This is a genomic window from Siphonobacter sp. BAB-5405, from assembly GCF_002872335.1.
Classification (GTDB): domain Bacteria; phylum Bacteroidota; class Bacteroidia; order Cytophagales; family Spirosomataceae; genus Siphonobacter.
The window spans coordinates 63,205-82,459 of sequence record NZ_NJAG01000022.1 but is presented as its reverse complement, the minus strand read 5'-3'; the positions used below and the strand labels follow the sequence as shown (position 1 = coordinate 82,459).

Annotated in this window: 15 protein-coding genes; 9 read left to right on the top strand and 6 right to left on the bottom strand. The window is 49.4% G+C overall.

Annotation, left to right across the window (positions count from 1 at the left end; genetic code table 11):
• Positions 1-128: 128 nt before the first annotated feature.
• Positions 129-1,460 (top strand): esterase-like activity of phytase family protein, encoded by a 1,332-nt coding sequence (locus tag BWI97_RS16960; protein ID WP_102202000.1) that lies wholly within the window; start codon positions 129-131, stop codon positions 1,458-1,460.
• 52 nt (positions 1,461-1,512) lie between these two features.
• Here the strand turns inward: BWI97_RS16960 and BWI97_RS16955 are convergent, their stop codons facing one another.
• Both BWI97_RS16955 and BWI97_RS16950 read right to left on the bottom strand, forming a co-directional pair.
• Positions 1,513-2,091, bottom strand: a complete 579-nt coding sequence (locus BWI97_RS16955; RefSeq protein WP_094815169.1) for an RNA polymerase sigma factor — start codon at positions 2,089-2,091, stop codon at positions 1,513-1,515.
• A 72-nt stretch (positions 2,092-2,163) separates the two neighbouring features.
• Positions 2,164-3,621: a mandelate racemase/muconate lactonizing enzyme family protein gene (locus BWI97_RS16950; protein ID WP_094815171.1), complete on the bottom strand. Its 1,458-nt coding sequence runs from the start codon at positions 3,619-3,621 to the stop codon at positions 2,164-2,166.
• Between the two features lie 153 nt (positions 3,622-3,774).
• Here BWI97_RS16950 and BWI97_RS16945 point away from each other — a divergent pair, with 153 nt between their 5' ends.
• On the top strand, positions 3,775-5,064 hold the full coding sequence (locus BWI97_RS16945) for a bile acid:sodium symporter family protein (protein WP_102201998.1): 1,290 nt from the start codon (positions 3,775-3,777) through the stop codon (positions 5,062-5,064).
• A 49-nt stretch (positions 5,065-5,113) separates the two neighbouring features.
• Positions 5,114-6,037, top strand: a complete 924-nt coding sequence (locus BWI97_RS16940) for an RraA family protein (RefSeq protein WP_102201996.1) — start codon at positions 5,114-5,116, stop codon at positions 6,035-6,037.
• Between the two features lie 249 nt (positions 6,038-6,286).
• On the opposite strand, the gene BWI97_RS16935 is transcribed toward BWI97_RS16940, so the two are convergent.
• Positions 6,287-6,706 (bottom strand): hotdog fold thioesterase, encoded by a 420-nt coding sequence (locus tag BWI97_RS16935; RefSeq protein WP_102201994.1) that lies wholly within the window; start codon positions 6,704-6,706, stop codon positions 6,287-6,289.
• A gap of 247 nt (positions 6,707-6,953) precedes the next feature.
• On the opposite strand from BWI97_RS16935, the gene BWI97_RS16930 reads away from it, so the two are divergent.
• From BWI97_RS16930 to BWI97_RS16905, 6 genes are all read left to right on the top strand, one after another.
• On the top strand, positions 6,954-7,601 hold the full coding sequence (locus tag BWI97_RS16930) for a histidine phosphatase family protein (RefSeq protein ID WP_094815179.1): 648 nt from the start codon (positions 6,954-6,956) through the stop codon (positions 7,599-7,601).
• A 93-nt stretch (positions 7,602-7,694) separates the two neighbouring features.
• A complete protein-coding gene (gene lhgO, locus BWI97_RS16925; RefSeq protein ID WP_102201992.1) occupies positions 7,695-8,894 on the top strand; it encodes an L-2-hydroxyglutarate oxidase in 1,200 nt (399 codons plus the stop codon).
• Positions 8,895-9,110: 216 nt separating this feature from the next.
• Entirely contained in the window at positions 9,111-10,217 is a 1,107-nt protein-coding gene (locus BWI97_RS16920) for a FecR family protein (protein WP_102201990.1), read from the top strand.
• 287 nt (positions 10,218-10,504) lie between these two features.
• Entirely contained in the window at positions 10,505-13,957 is a 3,453-nt protein-coding gene (locus BWI97_RS16915; RefSeq protein ID WP_233207886.1) for a SusC/RagA family TonB-linked outer membrane protein, read from the top strand.
• Positions 13,958-13,962: 5 nt separating this feature from the next.
• Positions 13,963-15,498, top strand: a complete 1,536-nt coding sequence (locus BWI97_RS16910; protein WP_102201986.1) for a SusD/RagB family nutrient-binding outer membrane lipoprotein — start codon at positions 13,963-13,965, stop codon at positions 15,496-15,498.
• A gap of 436 nt (positions 15,499-15,934) precedes the next feature.
• The gene (locus BWI97_RS16905) at positions 15,935-16,348 is read left to right on the top strand and encodes a hypothetical protein (RefSeq protein WP_141217559.1); all 414 of its coding nucleotides are present in this window, start codon (positions 15,935-15,937) and stop codon (positions 16,346-16,348) included.
• A gap of 310 nt (positions 16,349-16,658) precedes the next feature.
• Here BWI97_RS16905 and BWI97_RS16900 read toward each other — a convergent pair whose 3' ends face one another.
• From BWI97_RS16900 to BWI97_RS16890, 3 genes are all read right to left on the bottom strand, one after another.
• Positions 16,659-17,330: a LysM domain-containing protein gene (locus BWI97_RS16900; protein WP_233207885.1), complete on the bottom strand. Its 672-nt coding sequence runs from the start codon at positions 17,328-17,330 to the stop codon at positions 16,659-16,661.
• 72 nt (positions 17,331-17,402) lie between these two features.
• On the bottom strand, positions 17,403-17,897 hold the full coding sequence (gene purE / locus BWI97_RS16895) for a 5-(carboxyamino)imidazole ribonucleotide mutase (protein ID WP_094815189.1): 495 nt from the start codon (positions 17,895-17,897) through the stop codon (positions 17,403-17,405).
• Between the two features lie 118 nt (positions 17,898-18,015).
• The gene (locus BWI97_RS16890; protein WP_102201984.1) at positions 18,016-19,149 is read right to left on the bottom strand and encodes a 5-(carboxyamino)imidazole ribonucleotide synthase; all 1,134 of its coding nucleotides are present in this window, start codon (positions 19,147-19,149) and stop codon (positions 18,016-18,018) included.
• Positions 19,150-19,255: the final 106 nt, after the last annotated feature.

The window sequence follows — 19,255 nt, the reverse complement described above, 5'->3', positions numbered from 1 at the left end:
ACCTGCCGCATTCTATTGCCATATTATTAAAAAGCACTTCATGATTTTGTAAAATTTGCATCACATTGCCATAATAACCAAACGTTAGTTTCGCAGCCAATACTCCTTGCATTTAATCCATTGCTGCGATGTCACGTACCTTTACTTTTTCGCTAAAACCATTTGGCCTCGCTCTGGGTTCATTGGCTCTGCTCAGTTCCTGTACGGATCATGAATTGCCCGGTGGCACTTCGTATCCGTCCCAAGCAACCGTCTCGACTCCGAAGGTCTTGGCTACCTTTACCAACGACTTTACTAAAAATCTACCGATTACGGCTTATAACGGTGGTTTTGGCTCGGCAATGGCCGTTGATCCGAATGATCCAAAGATTTTTTATCTGCTGACCGACCGTGGTCCCAATACCGATGGGGTTGGTTCGGATGCCAAGGTTTTCCCGGTACCAGCCTTCGCTCCGCAAATTGGAAAATTCCGTTTAGAAGGAAGCGAATTGAAACTCATCGAAACGATTGAACTCAAGGATGCTACGGGCAAAAAACTGACGGGTTTACCCAATCCAGCCGGATTGGGCAACGCGGGTGAACTGGCTCAGGATATTAACCTTCAACCCCTATCTCCGGCTATGGATCCCAACGGACTTGATTCAGAAGGTCTCGTCGCTATGGCCGATGGCTCATTCTGGGTGTCGGATGAATACGGTCCGCACATCGTTCACTTCGATCGTAATGGCCGTACCCTGCGTCGCCTGAATCCATTCAATACCGGGGCGGACGCTCTGCCTAAGGTACTCGCCAAACGCTGGCCCAATCGCGGGATGGAAGGGCTGACAATTACCCCCGATGGTAAAACGCTGGTAGGTATCATGCAGAATACGCTTCGTAACCCCAACAAGGCCACGGCTGATAATTCTACGGTACTACGGATTCTGACGTATCAGATTGAAACGGGTGTGACGCAGCAGTTCATTTACCTCATGGATAAGCCCAATCCCTTCCGGGTTAGTGAAATTACGGCCATTACCAACACCACTTTTCTGGTGCTGGAACGGAACGACGACGCCCTGGGCGGTGGCAATACACCTGTAAAAAATATTTTCAAAATTGACATTACCGGAGCTACGGACGTATCCGATTCTGAAAATAAGGCATCTGGAAAATTGTTTGGGGGCAAAACGCTGGAAGAATTGACTCTGGCCGAATGGTCGAACTACGGCATTAAATCCGTGAAGAAGGAATTTGTCATAGATGTTATACAGGCCATTCCGAATTATCCCCACGATAAAGTAGAAGGTCTGGTGGTATTAAGTCCTACGCTGATTGCCGTTGCCAATGACGACGACTTTGGTTTAGCGACCGAAGGCTCCTCAGCTAATCGGAAGATGATCCAGAAAATTCTCCCTTCTGTGAATAAAGTTGATTTTAATGCCGTCTATTTCATTTCTTTGCCGAAAGCTTTAAAGTAGCCATCATCTTTCTACCTTCAATCCGGGGCCTCCTCCTTGTGGGGAGGCTCTTCTATATCCAGGCGGAAAAGACCAGTACCCAGGTTACGATCACATCCCGTAAAAAATGTAGAGCCCGGCTTAGGTGATTGGTTACCGATTGAGCCTGAATGCCCATGATCAGGCCAATTTCTTCGTTCGACAAGTTATCGTAAAACGCCAGCATCACGGCTTCCCGTTGCCGTTCGGGCAAACGATCAATGCCCTGCCGTAACCGCTGTACGCGATCCTGCCGACTCTCTTCCTCCAGAATATCCGATTCAACGGAAGGCATAAATAATTCCGCGGGCCAGATTTCCTGCCAGTCGATGCTATCGTCGGAGCGTTTGCGGGTTTTGGACAAGGCATTACGTAATACCCGAAACAGATAGAATTTAATCGTCTGTAAGTCGGTTAGGTGTTCCCGCCGCTGCCAAATTTCAACGAATACATCCTGAATGGTATCCCGTACCAGGTCGTAATCCGAAGTCAGCCGTTTTCCGTACGAAAACAAGGCTGGAGCGTAGCGTCGATAGATAGCTTCGTACGCCTGGGTATCGCCCCGACGAAAGGCATTCCAAAGTTCAAAATCAGACGTACAGGTGGTATGCATAGGCTTAGGTTTTTAAAAAGTGGTGTTTGGCAGGGCGTGTGATTGCCTACCAAACACCGAATAATTCCACGTTTAACTCCAGTCCCGATCCCAGGAATCCGGTGTATCCCACTGCGTAGTCGGAGCAAACCACTGTTCCCCTTTTTTCAGAAACTTCTTGGCAAATTCTTCGTTGAATTCCACGCCTAAGCCCGGCTTGTCGGGTACTTTCACGAAGCCATTGGCAAAGGGTTTATCAATACCCGTTACCAGATCTTCCCAACCGGCAATGTCCACGCCGTGGTGCTCCAGAGCAATGAAATTCTGCGTAGCCGCCGCACAATGAACATTAGCCATCATGCAGATGGGGGTCCCGGCAAAGTGCATGGCCATGGGAACGCCGTGTTCCTCGGCGTAGTCACCGATTTTTTTCGTTTCCAGGATCCCGCCCGACGAAGCCAGATCCGGGTGAATCATGTCTACCGCTTTGGCGTTAATGAGCTTGATGAATTCTTCTTTGGCGTAAATATCTTCGCCCGTCAGCGTAGGCGTTTCGATGGCCTCGGTAATCTGCCGCCACTGGTCGTGGTAAAACCAGGGAACCAGGTCTTCCAACCAGGCCAGCTGATATTTTTCCACCGCTTTCCCAATCCGGATCGCCGTATTGACGTCGAAATGGCCAAAGTGATCCGCCGAAATTGGGATGTCGTAGCCCACTACACTTCGTACTTTTTCTACGTAATCGGCGATATACTGAATCCCTTTTTCCGTCACCTGTACGCGGGTAAAGGGGTGTTTGGTCAGGCCGTAACTACCTACGCGTCCGATCTTGCTATTGCCGTACTGGTTGCGAATATCCCAAAGGCCGGCTCCAATGAGCATGTCCGGTTTATCGGCCAGCAGACCAATCCCGAAATCCATCTTTAACCAGGTATATCCTTTATCGAGTCGCGTTTCCTTGAGTTTCTTTCCGAACGCTTTCGGATCATCGACTTCGGGTGTATCGGCGTACAGGCGGATTTCATCGCGGTACTTCCCCCCCAACAGTTGGTAGACGGGTACATTGTATGCTTTACCGGCCAGATCCCACAAGGCCATCTCTACGCCGCATACGCCCCCGGCAGCCCGACCGTGATTGCCAAAGGGCCGAATCATCTTGAAAAGCTGCTCGACGTTACAGGGATTTTTACCGAGTAGACGGCTCTTGAGCATTAACGCGTACTTCGGACTGGCTCCATCGCGTACTTCACCCCAGCCCACAATTCCCTGATTCGTTTCAATGCGAATCACCGGGCTGGTAAAGGGGACACCCTGTAAATGGGCGATGCGGAGATCCGTAATTTTCAGTTCGGATGGTTTGGAAGCCCGGCCTACCCGTTGCGTAACATATTCGAGTTCCTGCTCGGTCTTTCCATCAAAACGCATGCCTAACGCAAGGCCGCCTAAAGCGGCTTTCCGCATAAAATTTCGGCGATCCGAGCCGGGCTGACTTTCGGGCGGAGGTACAGCCGCCTGTGTCGGCAGCTTGAAGCGGTCGATAAACTTTTTCATTGTATTATATAGAGTTTAGAGGTAATTTTTCGGCGAAAAGTTACGCACAATACGGAGTATCCAAGAATAAATTGTCTTTTTTTTGCACTACGACTTAATGAATGTCTGGCAAAAGCGTCATTAGGCGTAACTTTTCTACCTCTAAACATATCTATGAAAAAAGTTTTCACCTTCGCTCTGATCCTGAGCGGACTAAGCCTATTGCTTGCCTTAGGCTTATTTCTAACGGGGTCCGGCTCGCATACGGCTCTGCCCGTGATTGGGGGGCTGTTTCTATTAGCCATCGGCGTTCGACGCTCCCCGGCAACCACCAGTCTGACCTATACGGTACTAATTCTGACGGCCGTATCGGTGGCGATGTACCAACCGCAGTGGTTTATCCGCTGGGGAAACTTTGAACTCAAACGGCTGATCATCCCGCTCCTACAAATCATCATGTTTGGGATGGGTTCGCAGTCGAGTCTGGAGGACTTTGCCGGCATTGCCAAAAATCCGAAAGGAGTACTCGTGGGCATTACGAGCCATTACCTGATTATGCCCAGTATCGGATTTCTGCTGGCAGTCACCTTTCCCCTTCCGCCGGAAATTGCTACGGGTATTATTCTGGTGGGTTGCTCGCCGAGTGGTCTGGCTTCCAATGTGATGGCTTACATTGCCCGGGCTAACGTACCCTTATCGGTAACCGTTACGGCTTTTTCTACGCTGTTATCGCCCTTACTGACACCGGCGTTGCTACAGCTTTTGGCGGGGGCCTTTTTACCCGTTGATTTCTGGAAAATGGTCATGGAGATTTTTAACATTACCATTCTACCCATTGTAGCGGGTCTGCTCTTTAACGCCCTGGCTTATCCGGGTCAATCCCGCCGGAGCATCGCGATTCAGATTGCGGTGTATTTCGGCATCATTCTGCTCAAAAATGCCATTGCGTTAGTCGAAGGCTCGACGGATTTCGCTGAAACGGTCGGCTGGAATGCGTTCTGGTTTATTGGCATGCCCCTGCTCGGGGGCTGGCTCTTTCAACGCTGGGCCGGCGGTCGCCGGGAAATTATGGATTCGATTTTATCCACGCTTTCCATGGTGGGGATTACTACCATCATCGTCGTGATTACGGCGGCGGGTCAGCAGAGTTTATTGCAGGTAGGATTGGTACTGGTACTGGCTTGCTTTCTGCACAATACGCTGGGTTATTTTCTGGGTTACTGGTGTTGCCGACTGGTAGGCTTAAGTGAACAGTCAAGCCGTTCGGTAGCCTTTGAAGTGGGCATGCAGAATGCGGGGATGGCTTCGGGTCTGGCTTTACAAATGGGGCAGTTGGCCACTACGGGCCTGGCTCCGGCCGTGTTCGGTCCGCTGATGAACACGACCGGTTCCATGCTGGCCAACTGGTGGCGGAGCAAACCACCGCAATCCGAAGAAGTACCCGCCGAGCCCGTATCTTCTTAGTTACCATGCATTTTTAGTTCTCTTTTATACCTCTAAACTCTATCCAAGTATGCGTTTTTCATTCGTAGTAGCGGCTTCTCTGTTGCTGGCGGCCCAGTTGCGTGCATCAGCCCAGCACATCAATGCTCCCAAAGAGCTGATTCAAACCTACACTTCGCAGTATAAAGGCGAACGCTTCCCGGACGGGCGGCCCAAAGTGCCGGATGATCTGGTCAAGCGACTCAAGGATATTTCGCTGGAAGAAGCCTGGGGTGTGCTTCGCAATGAAGGGTATACGAATCAGTTTGAGGCGGGATGGATGCGAATTAGTCCGGGAAAAGTACTCGCCGGTCGGGTACTCACGGCTCAGTACATGCCCTCACGGCCCGATATGGAAAACCCGGTCAAGGAAAAAGGCAAAGCCGAAAACCGCAAAGGAGCCCCTAACTCCTGGCCCATTGATCAGCTGACGGAAAATGACGTATACGTAGCCGACGGCTTCGGCAAACTCGTGGACGGTACGTTGATTGGCGACAATCTTGGTAATTCCATTTACGCCAAATCCAAAACCGGTGTCGTCTTTGATGGCAGCGTTCGCGATCTGGAAGGCCTCGAAGAAATTGAAGGCTTTACGGGCTTCGTTCGGGGCTTTGATCCTTCGTTTATCAAAGACATGCTGATGACGGGTATTAACTATCCCATTCGTATTGGCCGGGCAACGGTATTACCGGGCGACCTAGTACTGGGAAAAACGGAGGGGGTCATTTTCATTCCCGCTCACCTGGCTGAAAAGGTGATTACCTCTTCCGAATGGATTGCTCTGACGGATGACTTTGGCCACCAGATGCTTCGCGAAGGCAAGTACACCCCCGGCGAAATCGATATGAAATGGTCGCCTGCCATTGTACAAACGTTTCGCGACTGGCTCAAGGCTCACCCTGAAAAAGTGAAGATGTCGGCAGCACAGCTGGAAGAGCGGATGAAGAAGCTGTAGGTGGATTGATGGGTTGTAGTTAATCGTCGAAAGGACGTAGGCTCTTGTCAGGCAGGAGGCTATGTCCTTTTGACGTTCAACGTAAATAGCCCCGCATTGCATACGGGGCTATTTACGTTGAACCCCTTCGGGGTTACCCAACAGGAATGAACAAGGCTACTGGTGCACATTTTCTAACCTGTACCAGTGGGAGGATGTTTAACCCAAAACAAATGCCCAAACTATCCACGAAAAACCATTAACCCACCGCTAATGCTTATCCAGAATCGCCATGGTAAGCCGACTTATACAAACTAACTGTTGATTTTCGTTAGTAATACGAATCTCCCAGACGTGGGTTGATTTTCCCAGATGGATGGGCGTAGCCCGTCCGTATACATACCCTTCCTTCACCCCTCTGACGTGATTGGCATTGATGTCCAGTCCGACGGCTATTTTTCCTTCACCGATACAGGCATAAGCCGCTACGCTCCCCAGCGTTTCGGCCAATAGTACGGACGCTCCGCCGTGCAACAGACCAAAGGGCTGTCGCGTGCGAGCATCCACGGGCATACGGGCTTCCAGGTAATCCTCACCGATCTGGGTGAATTCGATACCCAGATGACCAGCCGCCGAACCCTGGTTAAGTTCATTTAAACGTTCAGGCGTAATATCCGTATGCATGATCATTTTCGTATATTTTAAAAATGCGTGTTTGAAGGTTCCCACTGATTTTGTCGGAGCCTTACCCGGTAAAATACGGGGTCTTTGGCAAAATAACTACCATTTTATTGATACAAGCGTGACAGACTCGCTCAGGAATCCGTACTTTTGCGGAAATTTTACGCGAGCCATGACTCTGATCTCAAGTGTATTAGCGAAAGTTTGATTTCCACATATTTAAACCAGTGGGCCAACGCCCACCCCCCAACACACTTTGAAAATCATTTATCTGGTTCGGCACGGTGAAACCGAATACAATCGATTAGGAATCGTACAGGGATCGGGCGTTGATTCGGACCTGAACGAAATGGGCCAAGCTCAGGCTCAGGCCTTTTATGAAGCGTATAAACAGATCCCCTTCGATCGGATTTATACCTCAGCTCTGAAACGTACCGTGCAATCGGTTCAGGGTTTTATTGATGCAGGCATTCCTTACGAACAACATGCGGGCCTGAATGAGTTTGGCTGGGGTGCCATGGAAGGCAAAACGCCGCACTATACCGAAGATGAGTATTATCGCAGTATGATTTATAACTGGCGAATCGGTAATGTGGACGTTCCGGCCATTGGTGGCGATAGCCCGCTGAGCGTACTGCAACGGCAGGTTCCCGTCATTGACCACGTGCTAAGTCGACCCGAGGAAGAAGTTGTACTGATTTGTATGCATGGTCGGGCGATTCGGATTCTGTTGACGTATCTGTTCAAGGAACCCCTTTCGGAAATGGATCATTGGGAACACTCGAATTTGTGTCTCTATAAAATCCGTTACGACTACGACACCAATCACTTCACGCTCGAAATCGGTAACGATACCCGCCACCTGGCCGGTCTGGCGAAAGAACCTGAAGTGAGTAATTCTTAATGCGTTTGGGGTTTAGCGTTTTGGGGTTAGCGTTCGAGCAGGTTTTTCTAGCGAACGCCAAACTCAAAATCCTAAACACCGGATGCTCTTCCCATGGTATACGATATTACTCTTATTGGCGGTGGCATTGTAGGGCTGGCTACGGCTTTGCAAATCAAACGGCAGCGTCCGCAACTGAAGGTGTTACTGCTGGAAAAAGAACGGCGGGTCGCCATGCACCAGACGGGTCATAATTCCGGCGTGATTCACTCCGGCCTGTACTATAAACCGGGCAGCTTAAAGGCGATCAATTGCATTCGGGGTTACGACATGTTACTTGATTTTGCTAGAAAAGAAGGAATTCCTTACGATTTGTGCGGCAAGATTGTAGTAGCCACCAAGAACGAACAAATTCCCCTGCTTGAAAACCTGTACCAACGCGGCCAGCAAAACGGACTCAACCAAATCCGTCGGATTAGCCTCGGCGAAATGCGGGAAATTGAGCCGTACGTAGCGGGCGTCGACGCGATGTTCGTACCCTATACAGGGATCATCAATTACACGGCCGTCGCCGAAAAATACGCCGAAAAGTTACAGGCCCTCGATGGTCTGCTCCACCTGGGCGAACAGGTCATCGGCATTACTAAGGGGCAGTCCCTAAGCATCGTCAAAACGACGCGGGGGACCTACGAAACCAAGCTGGTTATCAATTGTGCGGGCTTGTATTCGGACAAAGTGGCTCAGCTTTCGCAGGATCAGCCCGTCAACGTACGCATTACGCCTTTCCGCGGCGAGTACTACGAACTCCGGCCCGAACGGCAGCACCTGGTACGCAACCTGATTTATCCTGTACCTGACCCCAACTTCCCGTTCCTGGGCGTACACTTTACCCGCATGATTGGCGGAGGCGTGGAAGCAGGGCCGAATGCTGTACTGGCTTTCCGCCGCGAAGGATACAAGAAACTCGACATTAATTTTAAAGAACTCTGGGAAACCTTTGCCTGGCCGGGCTTTCAGAAGGTAGCCGCTAAATACTGGCAAACGGGTCTGGGCGAAATGTACCGGAGCTTTTCCAAAGCGGCTTTTACCAAAGCCCTGCAGGAATTGATTCCCGATATTCAGGAGCATGATCTGATTCCGGGCGGAGCGGGCGTACGGGCCCAAGCCTGTGATCGAACCGGGGGCTTGCTGGATGATTTTGCCATTCTGGAAGATGAAAAAGTCATCAACGTACTTAATGCTCCTTCGCCAGCGGCTACTTCTTCCCTTTCCATTGGCCTGACGGTTTCGGAAATGGCTCTCAAACGTTTTTAAGTGATCGTTTTTTTATTGCCTGAAAAGCCGCTCCTCATTGAGCGGCTTTTTTTCTATAAAGATTACGTTTTCACCCAAAAGATAAAAAATATAAAAATCTAATAATCAGCTATTTAAAATTACAAAACCCTTAAAAATTAAATTTTTTACACTTTTTTTCATACGAGGTGAGTTAAAATCACCGCTTGCTTCCTCTTGGTGTTAAATCAATTAAAGATGAACTACCAGGATTTCAAACGTGAGGATTTTGTAGCGGATTCCTACTTCCGAAAGTGGGTGCAAAATCCCGATGCCGCCACCCGGCAATTCTGGTACGAATTCCTGACTGATTATCCCGAACAAACCGAAACCATTCGCCAAGCTGCTGAGCTGGTATTGGATTTAGCCGAACTATCCAAGGAAAAAGTCCCAGACCCGAACACCGCTGAACAAGAACAAGCTTGGTTAGAAATTACCCGACGTACCCATCCTTCGTATGTGCGAAAACTGCCGCTGTACCGACAACGCTGGGCCTGGGCCACGGCGGCCTGCCTCGCTTTTCTGCTGAGTTGGGGCTTTTGGTACAGTTACCGCAGCTCCAGTCAGCCCTACCAGAGCTTACGTTCAACTTCTGAAGTTCCCCTCAAGGAATGGGTCAATACGACCGATCATGCCCAGACGCTTACCTTACAGGATGGCAGTTCCATCATTCTCAACCCGGGCAGTCGGTTAAGTTACCCAGTCCAATTCGCAGCGGATAAGCGAGAGGTTTATCTTTCGGGAGAAGCCTTGTTTGAGGTAGCTAAAAATCCGAAACAGCCCTTTTTTGTATACGCGAACGAATTGATTGCGAAAGTATTAGGCACCAGTTTTAAAGTACGGGCTTTTCCTAAAGATCAGCAGGTGATCGTGACGGTACGCACGGGACGAGTGTCCGTATTTGCCCAGTCAGACGCCCATGTCAAAGAGAAAGCCAGCTCCCGCGAGCTCGAAGGGCTTGTACTGAGTCCCAACCAGCAAATCACGTACTCCCGGCAGGACGTACGCATGACGAAATCACTGGTGACCGAACCGGTCGTTCTATCCCACGCCAAGCCCAGTATTCCACCCTTTACGTTTCGTAATACATCCGTAAAAACGGTGTTCGAAGCCGTAGAAAAAGCCTATGGGGTACAGGTAGTATTTGATGAAGAAACGCTCCGAAACTGCCAACTGACGGCGGATCTGACGGATGAACCCCTGTTTCGCAAGCTCGAAATCATCTGTAAAAGTATCGAGGCTCAGTACCAGGTCCTCGACGCCCAGATTGTTATAACGGGCCAAGGCTGTCCAGCCAACCCTTAGCTCTGAAATTACTCTGATTTATAGTCCATTAGCTTAACCTCTAAATCGCTTACGCTAGGTAAGCACCCTGAACAAGTACCGGTCTACTCCCCTTCCCTTGTACGGGGAAGGGGGTTGGGCCACTCTTCCTCATCAGCTCTGAATTACTTCCCTGAAAGCCAGCCTTTTAATATATAGTACCAACAAAACCTAAAGTACGCGTCAGTACCTTTTTTCGATGGCCCATCCCCGGCAAAGCGGATGCCGGGAAAGGATTGCCTTCCTTTTACTTCTAACTTCTATCATTTATGAACAAACCATTATTTTTTCGCGGCGTAGGCTGGTCTTTGATGAGCTTGCTTATCATTCCTCTGCTGCTGAGCTGGGTTTTACCGGGTCGAGCCTTGGCGTACCCCAGACAGGAAATACTCGATCGCCGCGTTACCTTACGGGTCGATCACGATGATTTCAGTACCGTATTGAACCAATTAGAAAAAACAGCGGATGTCAAGTTTTCGTATAGTCCGCAGCTCGTTGGAACGAAACGAAAAGTCAGCCTTTCCGTGGTCGATGAAAAGCTTACCGTTGTTCTGGACCGCCTACTCCAACCCTTGCGATTGAGCTACGAGGTGGTTGGAAATCAGATTATTCTCAAACGAAGAACGATCAGTGAAACCTCCCTTCCCGAAGCCAGTCTGGTACCCGTACCGCAGGTAACGGTTACGGGTAAAGTGAGTGATGAAAATGGGCAACCCATTCCGGGGGCTAACGTTCGGCTGAAGGATAATCCTTCCATTGGTACCACTACCAATGCGGAAGGTCAGTATTCACTCAATATTCCCGACAATACGACGGGTGTTCTGGTCTTTAGCTCCGTAGGCTATATGGGCAGCGAGGTACCGCTGGCGAATCAGAGCGTCATTAACATTACGCTCAAAGCCGGTACAACCGCCCTTTCGGAAGTAGTTGTAACGGCCCTCGGTATCAAGCGGGAAGCAAAGAAACTGGGCTATTCCACCTCAACGGTAAACACCGAACAGATTACCACCAACCGTACGGTTAACCTCGGTAATAGTTTACAGGGAAAAGTGGCGGGTGTGAACGTTACGGCTCCGGCGGGCGGACCGGGCGGTACTTCAAAAATTCGGATTCGGGGCCAGTCTTCATTTAAAGGCGACAACTCTCCCCTGATCATCGTCAACGGTGTACCCATCAACAATACCAACTTTTCCAGCCGTCAGGGCGATGGGGATGGTACGACCAACCGAAGCGGCTCGGCTTCCGACGGTGGTGACGGTCTACAGAGTATTAATCAGGACGATATTCAGAGCATTACGGTACTAAAAGGCTCAACGGCGGCAGCTTTGTACGGGTTTCGGGCGAAGGATGGAGCGATTGTCATTACAACCAAAACCGGACAAGTGGGACAGGGCATTGGCGTGGAGGTCAACTCGAACTTCATCGCCGACCAGGCTTTGGATTATACTGATTTCCAGTACGACTACGGTCAGGGTGAATACGGCAAACGTCCGCAAAGCGTAGGCGATGCCCAGAGCTCGGGTGTATTCAGTTTCGGGGAACGGTTTGATGGAAAGCCTACGTATCAGTTTGATGGGGTACAGCGGCCCTACCTGCCTCAACGCCACCGCATCCGGGATTTTTACCGCACGGGTACGAGCTGGAATAATTCCGTAGCTCTTTCGGGTGGCAATGAGAAAGGGGGCTTCCGACTGTCCTTCTCCAATATGGACGCTACGTCGATCATGCCAAATTCGGATTTCCACAAACAGATTTTAAACCTGGGGCTGAATTACAACTTCACACCGAAGCTGTCGGTACAGTTAAACGCTAACTATTCAAACGAGTATAACCACAATCCCCCACAGATTGGCTTACAGGACCTTAATGCCAATACGACGGTTTACACCACGGCGACTTCCGTAGCAATGAAAACGCTCGAAGACAACCGCTACGACGAGAATGGGTACGAACGGGCTACCTCACGTTTTACCAATCGGAACAACCCGTACTGGGTAGCGTATGACCGTTTCGAGCACGTTCGCCGGGACCGCATTTTCGGTAACGCTTCGGTTCGGTACCAATTGACCGACTGGCTCTACGTACAGGGTCGAATTGGACAGGATTACTTCACGCGTCCGTACGATTTTAACCGTCCTACAGGTACCCGTTCAGTAGCTGCAGCGGCGACAGGATTCAATGGCTATTACTACCAGGAAGTGAATACCTTCCGCGAGCGAAACCTGGATTTCCTGATCGGCGGCAGTCACAAGATGGGTAATTTTGGCCTTGACGTAACCCTAGGTGGAAACTCGCTCCAGCAAGTTTTCACCAGTAACAATGCGTCGGCTACGAACTTCTACATCCGGGATCTGTACACCATCATGAACGGACAGAATAAGGAACCGCAGTACGGTTATACAAAAAAACGGGTGAATTCGCTGTATGGCGTGGCGGAGCTTTCCTACAAGAACTTTTTATTCCTGAACGTAACGGCCCGGAATGACTGGTTTTCCACGCTGAATCCGAAATCCAACAGCTACCTGTATCCTTCCGTTAGCGGTAGTTTTGTCCTGAGTGATGCGATCAAGGAACGGCCGACCTGGATGAATTTTGCGAAAATTCGGGCGGCGTACGCGGAAGTCGGCGGCGATACCGATCCTTACCAGAATGCCTTGTTCTATAACCTGAATGCGAACCCCTTACAGGGCCAAGCCCTGGGTTATATCACCAGCGATGTCAGCCCGAATCCAGACCTGAAACCATTAAAGGTGAAAGAAGCTGAATTAGGGCTGGAGTTCCGTACCCTGGACAGCCGTATCAATCTGGACGTGGCTTATTATAATAAAAAAACGGTCGATGAAATTCTGAACGTGGATATTTCGACGGCTTCGGGTTACAACAAATCGAAAGTAAACGTAGGCCAACTTCGTAACAAGGGTATCGAAGCCTTACTGACGCTGGTTCCCGTTCGGAAAGAAAAGTTTAGCTGGGAAACCGCCTTCAACTTTACCTACAACGAAAGTGAAGTACTCGCCTTGGCCGACGGACAGGCCCGTTTAAAAGTAGGTCAGGGTGACTTCTTCGGTGAAGTCTGGCACGAGGTCGGTATGCCCATGGCTTCGCTTCGCGGCATTGCCTACAAACGCGACGACCAGGGCCGGATCATTACCGCCGGCGGCAAGCCCGTAGCGGGCCCGATCACAACCTTCGGCAGTGCGATTCCCAAGTATACGGGCGGCTGGATCAATACCTTTACCGTGGCGGGTTTCCGGATTTTTACGCAGGTGGATTTCAAGGGAGGCCATAAAATCATCTCCAATTCTAACCTGAACTTCCTGCGGCATGGGCTGGCGAAAGAATCACTGGTCGGTCGTGAAGGCGGCGTACTCTTCGAAGGCGTAACGGCCGAAGGTGCTCCCAACACGACCCGCGTGGAAGCCGAAGATTTTTACTCCAGCTATCGGAGTACGAACAACGCCGAGCGTTTTGTGTATAATGCCAGTTTCATTCGCTGGCGTTCGCTCTCGGTGAGTTACGATCTGTCGCGTTTCGTTCGTAAATCGTTCGTAAAGAATCTGACGGTTTCGGCCCTTTGTAACAACGTACTGCTCATCAAAAAACACCTGCCCAATTTAGATCCGGAAGCGGTGAACGGAGCGTCTGATAACATTCAGGGGATTGAAACGCATACGCTCCCGACGAGCCGCAGTTACGGTATGAATTTGAACCTGAAATTTTGATTCACATGAAAAAGATACTGATACTTCTGGCGATGGCTGCGGGCCTGAGCAGTTGCGATAAAGATTTCGAAAGCATCAATACAAACCCGACCCAATCCACGAATATTGATCCGGTGTATCTGTTTTCCAACGCCCAGCTCAATACGACACTCGCTTCCCAAACGATGTTTTACGAAGCCGCGATTGTCCAACAGGTCAATACACCTTTCGGAGGGGTCAATACGGGAGCAAACCTGAATCAGGATTACCGCGACAATTCACGGGTCAACTGGCTGTACCTCTACAGTGGTACCAACAACGGAAACAATGGTCCCATCAAACTGCTCACGGCGGTACTGGATCAAACCAAAGCCGACAGTTCGCGGACGAACCTTTACCACATGTCCCGCATCTGGCGGGCGTATGTGTTTCAGGTTTTGGTAGACACCTACGGCGATGTTCCTTATTTCGATGCGGGCAAAGCTTACATTTCCGGCAATAAGCTACCGAAATACGATCCTCAGGCTGAAATCTACGCGGACCTGGCGAAAGAACTCGAAGGAGCCATTGCCGGACTTAATGCCGCCAAACGCATTGAAACGGGTGATTTATTTTATCAGGGAAATGTAGCGAAATGGAAACGGCTGGGTTATTCACTCTTACTCCGAATCGGCATGCGGTATTCGAAAGTAGATCCGGCGAAAGCCCAGGCTCTGGCTCAGAAAGCCTATCAGGGGGGCGTACTGCAATCCAATGATGACAACGTCAGAATTCAGTATTCCAGCATTTACACGAATCCGCTGGGAAACCTCTGGAACAATACCGAAAAGGCGAATTTGTACGTAGGTGCTCCATTCGTATCGTATTTAAAATCGACAAATGATCCCCGCCTTACCGTCATTGCTGTTCGGTATGGTGAACCTTCCAAAAACCCTGAACAAACAACCGTAGATCGCACGTTTGCCAATCAGATCGGTATGCCCTTCGGTTACGATGATGGCTCCATTGGTACGGCTCCTAACTTCCCCGGAAAAGTAGCCTCGGGCGGCTGGAATTATTCCCAGATCAATCGTCGGACGGTCGGTAAGGTAGATGGCCCTACGTACTATGTGACTTACGCTCAAACACAGTTGTTACTGGCTGAGGCCGCCCAACGCGGCTGGATTCAGGCCTCGGCAGCGGACCTGTACAAGGCGGGTGTAACGGCTCACATGAACCAGATGAAAGACTACGATGCTTCGGCTACCATTGCTCAGACGGCCATTGATGCGTATCTGGCGGCTCAGCCGTATAACGCAGCTCAGGGACTCGAACAAATCAATAGCCAGTATTGGGTGGCTTCCTTTCTGAATGGTCCGGAAGCCTTTGCCAACTGGCGGCGTAGCGGTTTTCCGGTGCTGTCCCCCAATAAGTATCCCGGCCGAACGATTACGGGAGACTTTATTCGTCGTCTCACCTATCCTATTTTGGAGCAATCCGTCAACGCGGAAAATTACAATGCAGCGGTAAGCCGACAAGGTCCGGATAATCTGGAAACGCGGGTTTTCTGGGATAAACCTTAAAAAGTACAAATTTCTGCCACTGAAGCGTCCGGAAGCCATTTTCCGGACGCTTTTTGTTTCTATGGATAAGTGCGAAAGGAGCCGATTAGTTACCTACTCTCTTCACCTAAAACCAAATATTATTCCGTATTTAATTATTATCTATAATCATTATAGGTTATTCATACATCAAAAATAACGCCAGAAAATTTCAAGGTTTTGTACAATTTATATTTATTAACTATTTGATAATCAAAAATTTATGATTTAAAATTTGGTCATTCAAAAATCATAAATGTACCTTTGTAGCCGTTCAGAAGAAGCTCGCTGGTCAGATAATTTAAACCGTTTATCCAAATAATATTCCGTTTGACTGCTTTCTTCTTCACTCAACCATCTATCAACTTTACTTTTGAAACGTCTTTCAAGCAAAGACCTATTGATTCAGCACACAGCCATGAAAAACATCATTAAATCCCTTGCCCTTCTGCTTACGCTAAGTACGTTCGCTGCGAATGCTACTGATCTGGAAAAAAATCCCGGTACGGAAAATGAAGCGAAGACCTTCCAGACGAATGTCTTCAAAGGTAAAAAAGCTACCCAATTCTATTGCTTTGTAGATAAGCAGGTAGGTCAGCGTCTGACGATTACCATTCGTGACCAGAAGAATAACGTTCTTAACGAACAATACATCCCGAAGAATACGACACACGTAGCTCAGGTCATGGATTTGAGTCAGTTGGCTGACGGTGATTACACCCTGACGATTTCGGATGCGAACCGTATGGTTGTACACCCGGTACGTATTAAAACAGCCGCTGCTGTACGTTACGTATATGTATCTGAAGACGATGCCACTACGGTAGAATAAGCGAATTCAATACCATTTCCCTAGGAACGGTGACTTTCGAAAGAAGGTCGCCGTTTTTTTATAGATCTGGGTCTAAGCGATGGAAAGTAAAGGGCATAAAAAAACCCGGCGGATTCCACCGAGTCTTTCCCGTAAAAGCCATGAAAACAATAAATGATGTTCAAACATAAGTTAATTATTCGGGAAATCAAAACCTTCAAAGGTCCTATTTTCAAAATTTTTATAAATGCTTCCCTCTTTTTAGTACGAAAAAATGCGGCTTTGCCCGAGCAAAACCGCATTTTCCATAAGAAATCAAACGTAGTTTATTTTATTTTTTAGGATAAGGAATTATTAATTTCTCCCCCTTCTCCACGTAGTTCTTCGTCTTCCCATTCGCTTTCATCAGGGCGTCAACGGATACACCATATTTCTGAGCTACGACCCGGAGAATATCACCCTTCCCTACGGTATGGGTCGCGTAAACTGGAATTTTCAGACTTTTACCCGCCTGTAATTTTGACGGGTCTACATCGGGATTCGCCGCCTTAAGCCGACTTTCGGAGAGACCATACTTCGTAGCGATGCTGTAGAAGGTCTGTCCACCATTGACTTTATAGGAAATAGCCCCACCCCGGGCAACTACTGCTTCCGTGCTCTTTTCAGCCTTTTTCTCCTCTTTCTTTTCTTCTTTTTTCTCCGTTTTTGCTACGGGCTTCTTCGTTTCGGTGGCTGTATCCGTCGTACTTGCAGGGCCCATGGTGGGCGTTGCATCAATGGCTTCCGGTTGTACGGCGGGCGGTGTGGGCACGTCCGAAGCTACATTTTCGGAACTGGCATCCGTAAAGGCTGCCGTCTCTACTTTCTGCGGCGTCAGCGTCACGGCGTCTTCATCCATAAAATACGCGTAGCCAATGTACAGCAGGGCAACGACTACGATGACGAGCACGCCAAGCGTAATGGTGGGTAGACTGGAGCCTTCTTTGGGGTTTCGTTCTTCCATAGCGTTCATGATAGTGGGTGAGGACCGCTGACGGCCTTCCCTTGAGTGGGCTGAGATTAAATTACGTATTATTTAAGCTGGAGGCAAACCTTCACGAGCCTGCTGGCTCATTTCAGCCACTTTTGTTTCTAACGAAATTTTATAGCTCTGCAATTTATCGGCGATTTCTTTATTTGCAACCCCTAAAATCTGGATCGCTAAAATTCCAGCATTTTTTGCTCCATTTAAAGCCACCGTAGCAACGGGTACGCCCCCCGGCATCTGCAGGATGGACAGAACCGAATCCCAGCCATCGATGGAGTTCGACGATTTAACCGGTACCCCAATCACGGGCAAAGTAGTTACACTGGCGACCATACCCGGCAGGTGAGCGGCTCCACCAGCTCCGGCAATGATGACGTCAATGCCTCGCTCGCGGGCGGATTGAGCGTACTCAATCATTTTTAATGGAGTACGGTGGGCGGATACAATATCAATTTCGTACGGTACGCCAAATTCATTACAAACGTCGACAGCTTCCTGCATGACCTTCAGGTCCGAAATGCTGCCCATGATGATTCCAATCATTGGATAAAAGTTTTCAGTTTACGGTTGACAATTTTCAGTTTTTATACCGTCTTCGACAGGGATTATGCTAAACCCCCTTGCTTTCAAATTGAAAACGGAAGACGGTAAACTGAAAACCCTATGCGATAATGCGAACTGCGTTTTTTAGATTTTCTACTTTTCGTTTGAGGCTTTCCAGCTCTTTATCGACGATGGTGACGTGACCCATTTTCCGGAAAGGCTTGGTCATGGTCTTGCCGTACAGGAAGGGATGTACACCGGGGGTTTCCAGCAGGGTCTCCATGCCTTCGTAGCGGGCTTCTCCTTCGTAGCCTTCCGCCCCGAGCAGGTTGATCATCGCCGCGTAAGAATGAGCGTGGGTGTCTCCCAAAGGGTAATTGAGTACGGCCCGCAGGTGCTGCTCAAACTGACTGACGTCGTTAGCCCGCAGGGTGTGGTGACCCGAGTTATGCGGACGAGGGGCTACTTCGTTAATCAGAATTTCACCGTCTTTGGTCAGGAACATTTCTACGGCCAGTAAGCCGACGATCCCGAATGCTTCCGCCGTACGACTGGCGACAAACTGAGCCCGGGCGTTCACTTCTTCACTCACGGAAGCCGGAGCAAACAGGTACTCCACCATATTGGCTTCGGGGTGAAAAACCATTTCTACGGTCGGAAAAGTTTTTACGTCACCGCGTTCGTTACGAGCAACAATGACGGCCAGTTCTTTTTCAAAATCAACGGCTTTTTCCAGTAATCCCGGAGCATCGAAGGCTTTGTCAAAATCAGCTGGTGTGGCGATGCGTTGTACTCCGCGACCGTCGTAACCTCCTTTACCCAGTTTGTTAAAAGCGGGCAGAAAATCGGCGTACTGACGGGCATCTTCCCGGTTTTCAGTCAGAATAAAATCGGACGTAGGTAAGTGATGATCTTTGAAGAATTGCTTTTGTACGCGTTTATCCTGAATGATTTCCACGATTTCCGGTTGCGGGAATACGCGTACCCCTTCGCTTTGTAACTGCTTGAGGGCCTCCAGGTTGACGGCTTCAATTTCAATGGTCAGCACGTCCAGGTCCTTTCCAAAAGCGTATACGGTATCAAAATCCTGAAACGATCCCAGCACAAATTCCGGTGCGATGCGGGCACAGGGAGCGTCCGGGTCCGGATCGAGTACTTTGATGGATAAGTCAAAATCGATGGCTACCTGTAGTAGCATCCGGCCTAATTGGCCACCGCCCAAAATGCCGAGCCGAGTATGAGGAGTAAACATGCCGCAAAGATACAGGGCTAAAGGAAGTTGCGTAATTTTTAGGCGGAGTTTTGAGTTTAGCGTTGGGAGTTTAGTGTTAATCTTGCCGCCTGGCGAACTTTGCCAG

Excerpts from the sequence above, each read along its gene's own strand:
- BWI97_RS16940 (WP_102201996.1), top strand. The coding sequence starts at position 5,114 with ATGCGTTTTTCATTCGTAGTAGCGGCTTCTCTGTTGCTGGCGGCCCAG.
- lhgO (WP_102201992.1), top strand. The coding sequence starts at position 7,695 with ATGGTATACGATATTACTCTTATTGGCGGTGGCATTGTAGGGCTGGCT.
- BWI97_RS16905 (WP_141217559.1), top strand. The coding sequence starts at position 15,935 with ATGAAAAACATCATTAAATCCCTTGCCCTTCTGCTTACGCTAAGTACG.
- BWI97_RS16955 (WP_094815169.1), bottom strand. The coding sequence starts at position 2,091 with ATGCATACCACCTGTACGTCTGATTTTGAACTTTGGAATGCCTTTCGT.
- BWI97_RS16900 (WP_233207885.1), bottom strand. The coding sequence starts at position 17,330 with ATGGAAGAACGAAACCCCAAAGAAGGCTCCAGTCTACCCACCATTACG.
- BWI97_RS16960 (WP_102202000.1), top strand. The coding sequence starts at position 129 with ATGTCACGTACCTTTACTTTTTCGCTAAAACCATTTGGCCTCGCTCTG.
- BWI97_RS16950 (WP_094815171.1), bottom strand. The coding sequence starts at position 3,621 with ATGAAAAAGTTTATCGACCGCTTCAAGCTGCCGACACAGGCGGCTGTA.
- BWI97_RS16945 (WP_102201998.1), top strand. The coding sequence starts at position 3,775 with ATGAAAAAAGTTTTCACCTTCGCTCTGATCCTGAGCGGACTAAGCCTA.
- BWI97_RS16935 (WP_102201994.1), bottom strand. The coding sequence starts at position 6,706 with ATGATCATGCATACGGATATTACGCCTGAACGTTTAAATGAACTTAAC.
- BWI97_RS16890 (WP_102201984.1), bottom strand. The coding sequence starts at position 19,149 with ATGTTTACTCCTCATACTCGGCTCGGCATTTTGGGCGGTGGCCAATTA.
- BWI97_RS16915 (WP_233207886.1), top strand. The coding sequence starts at position 10,505 with ATGAACAAACCATTATTTTTTCGCGGCGTAGGCTGGTCTTTGATGAGC.
- BWI97_RS16910 (WP_102201986.1), top strand. The coding sequence starts at position 13,963 with ATGAAAAAGATACTGATACTTCTGGCGATGGCTGCGGGCCTGAGCAGT.
- purE (WP_094815189.1), bottom strand. The coding sequence starts at position 17,897 with ATGATTGGAATCATCATGGGCAGCATTTCGGACCTGAAGGTCATGCAG.
- BWI97_RS16920 (WP_102201990.1), top strand. The coding sequence starts at position 9,111 with ATGAACTACCAGGATTTCAAACGTGAGGATTTTGTAGCGGATTCCTAC.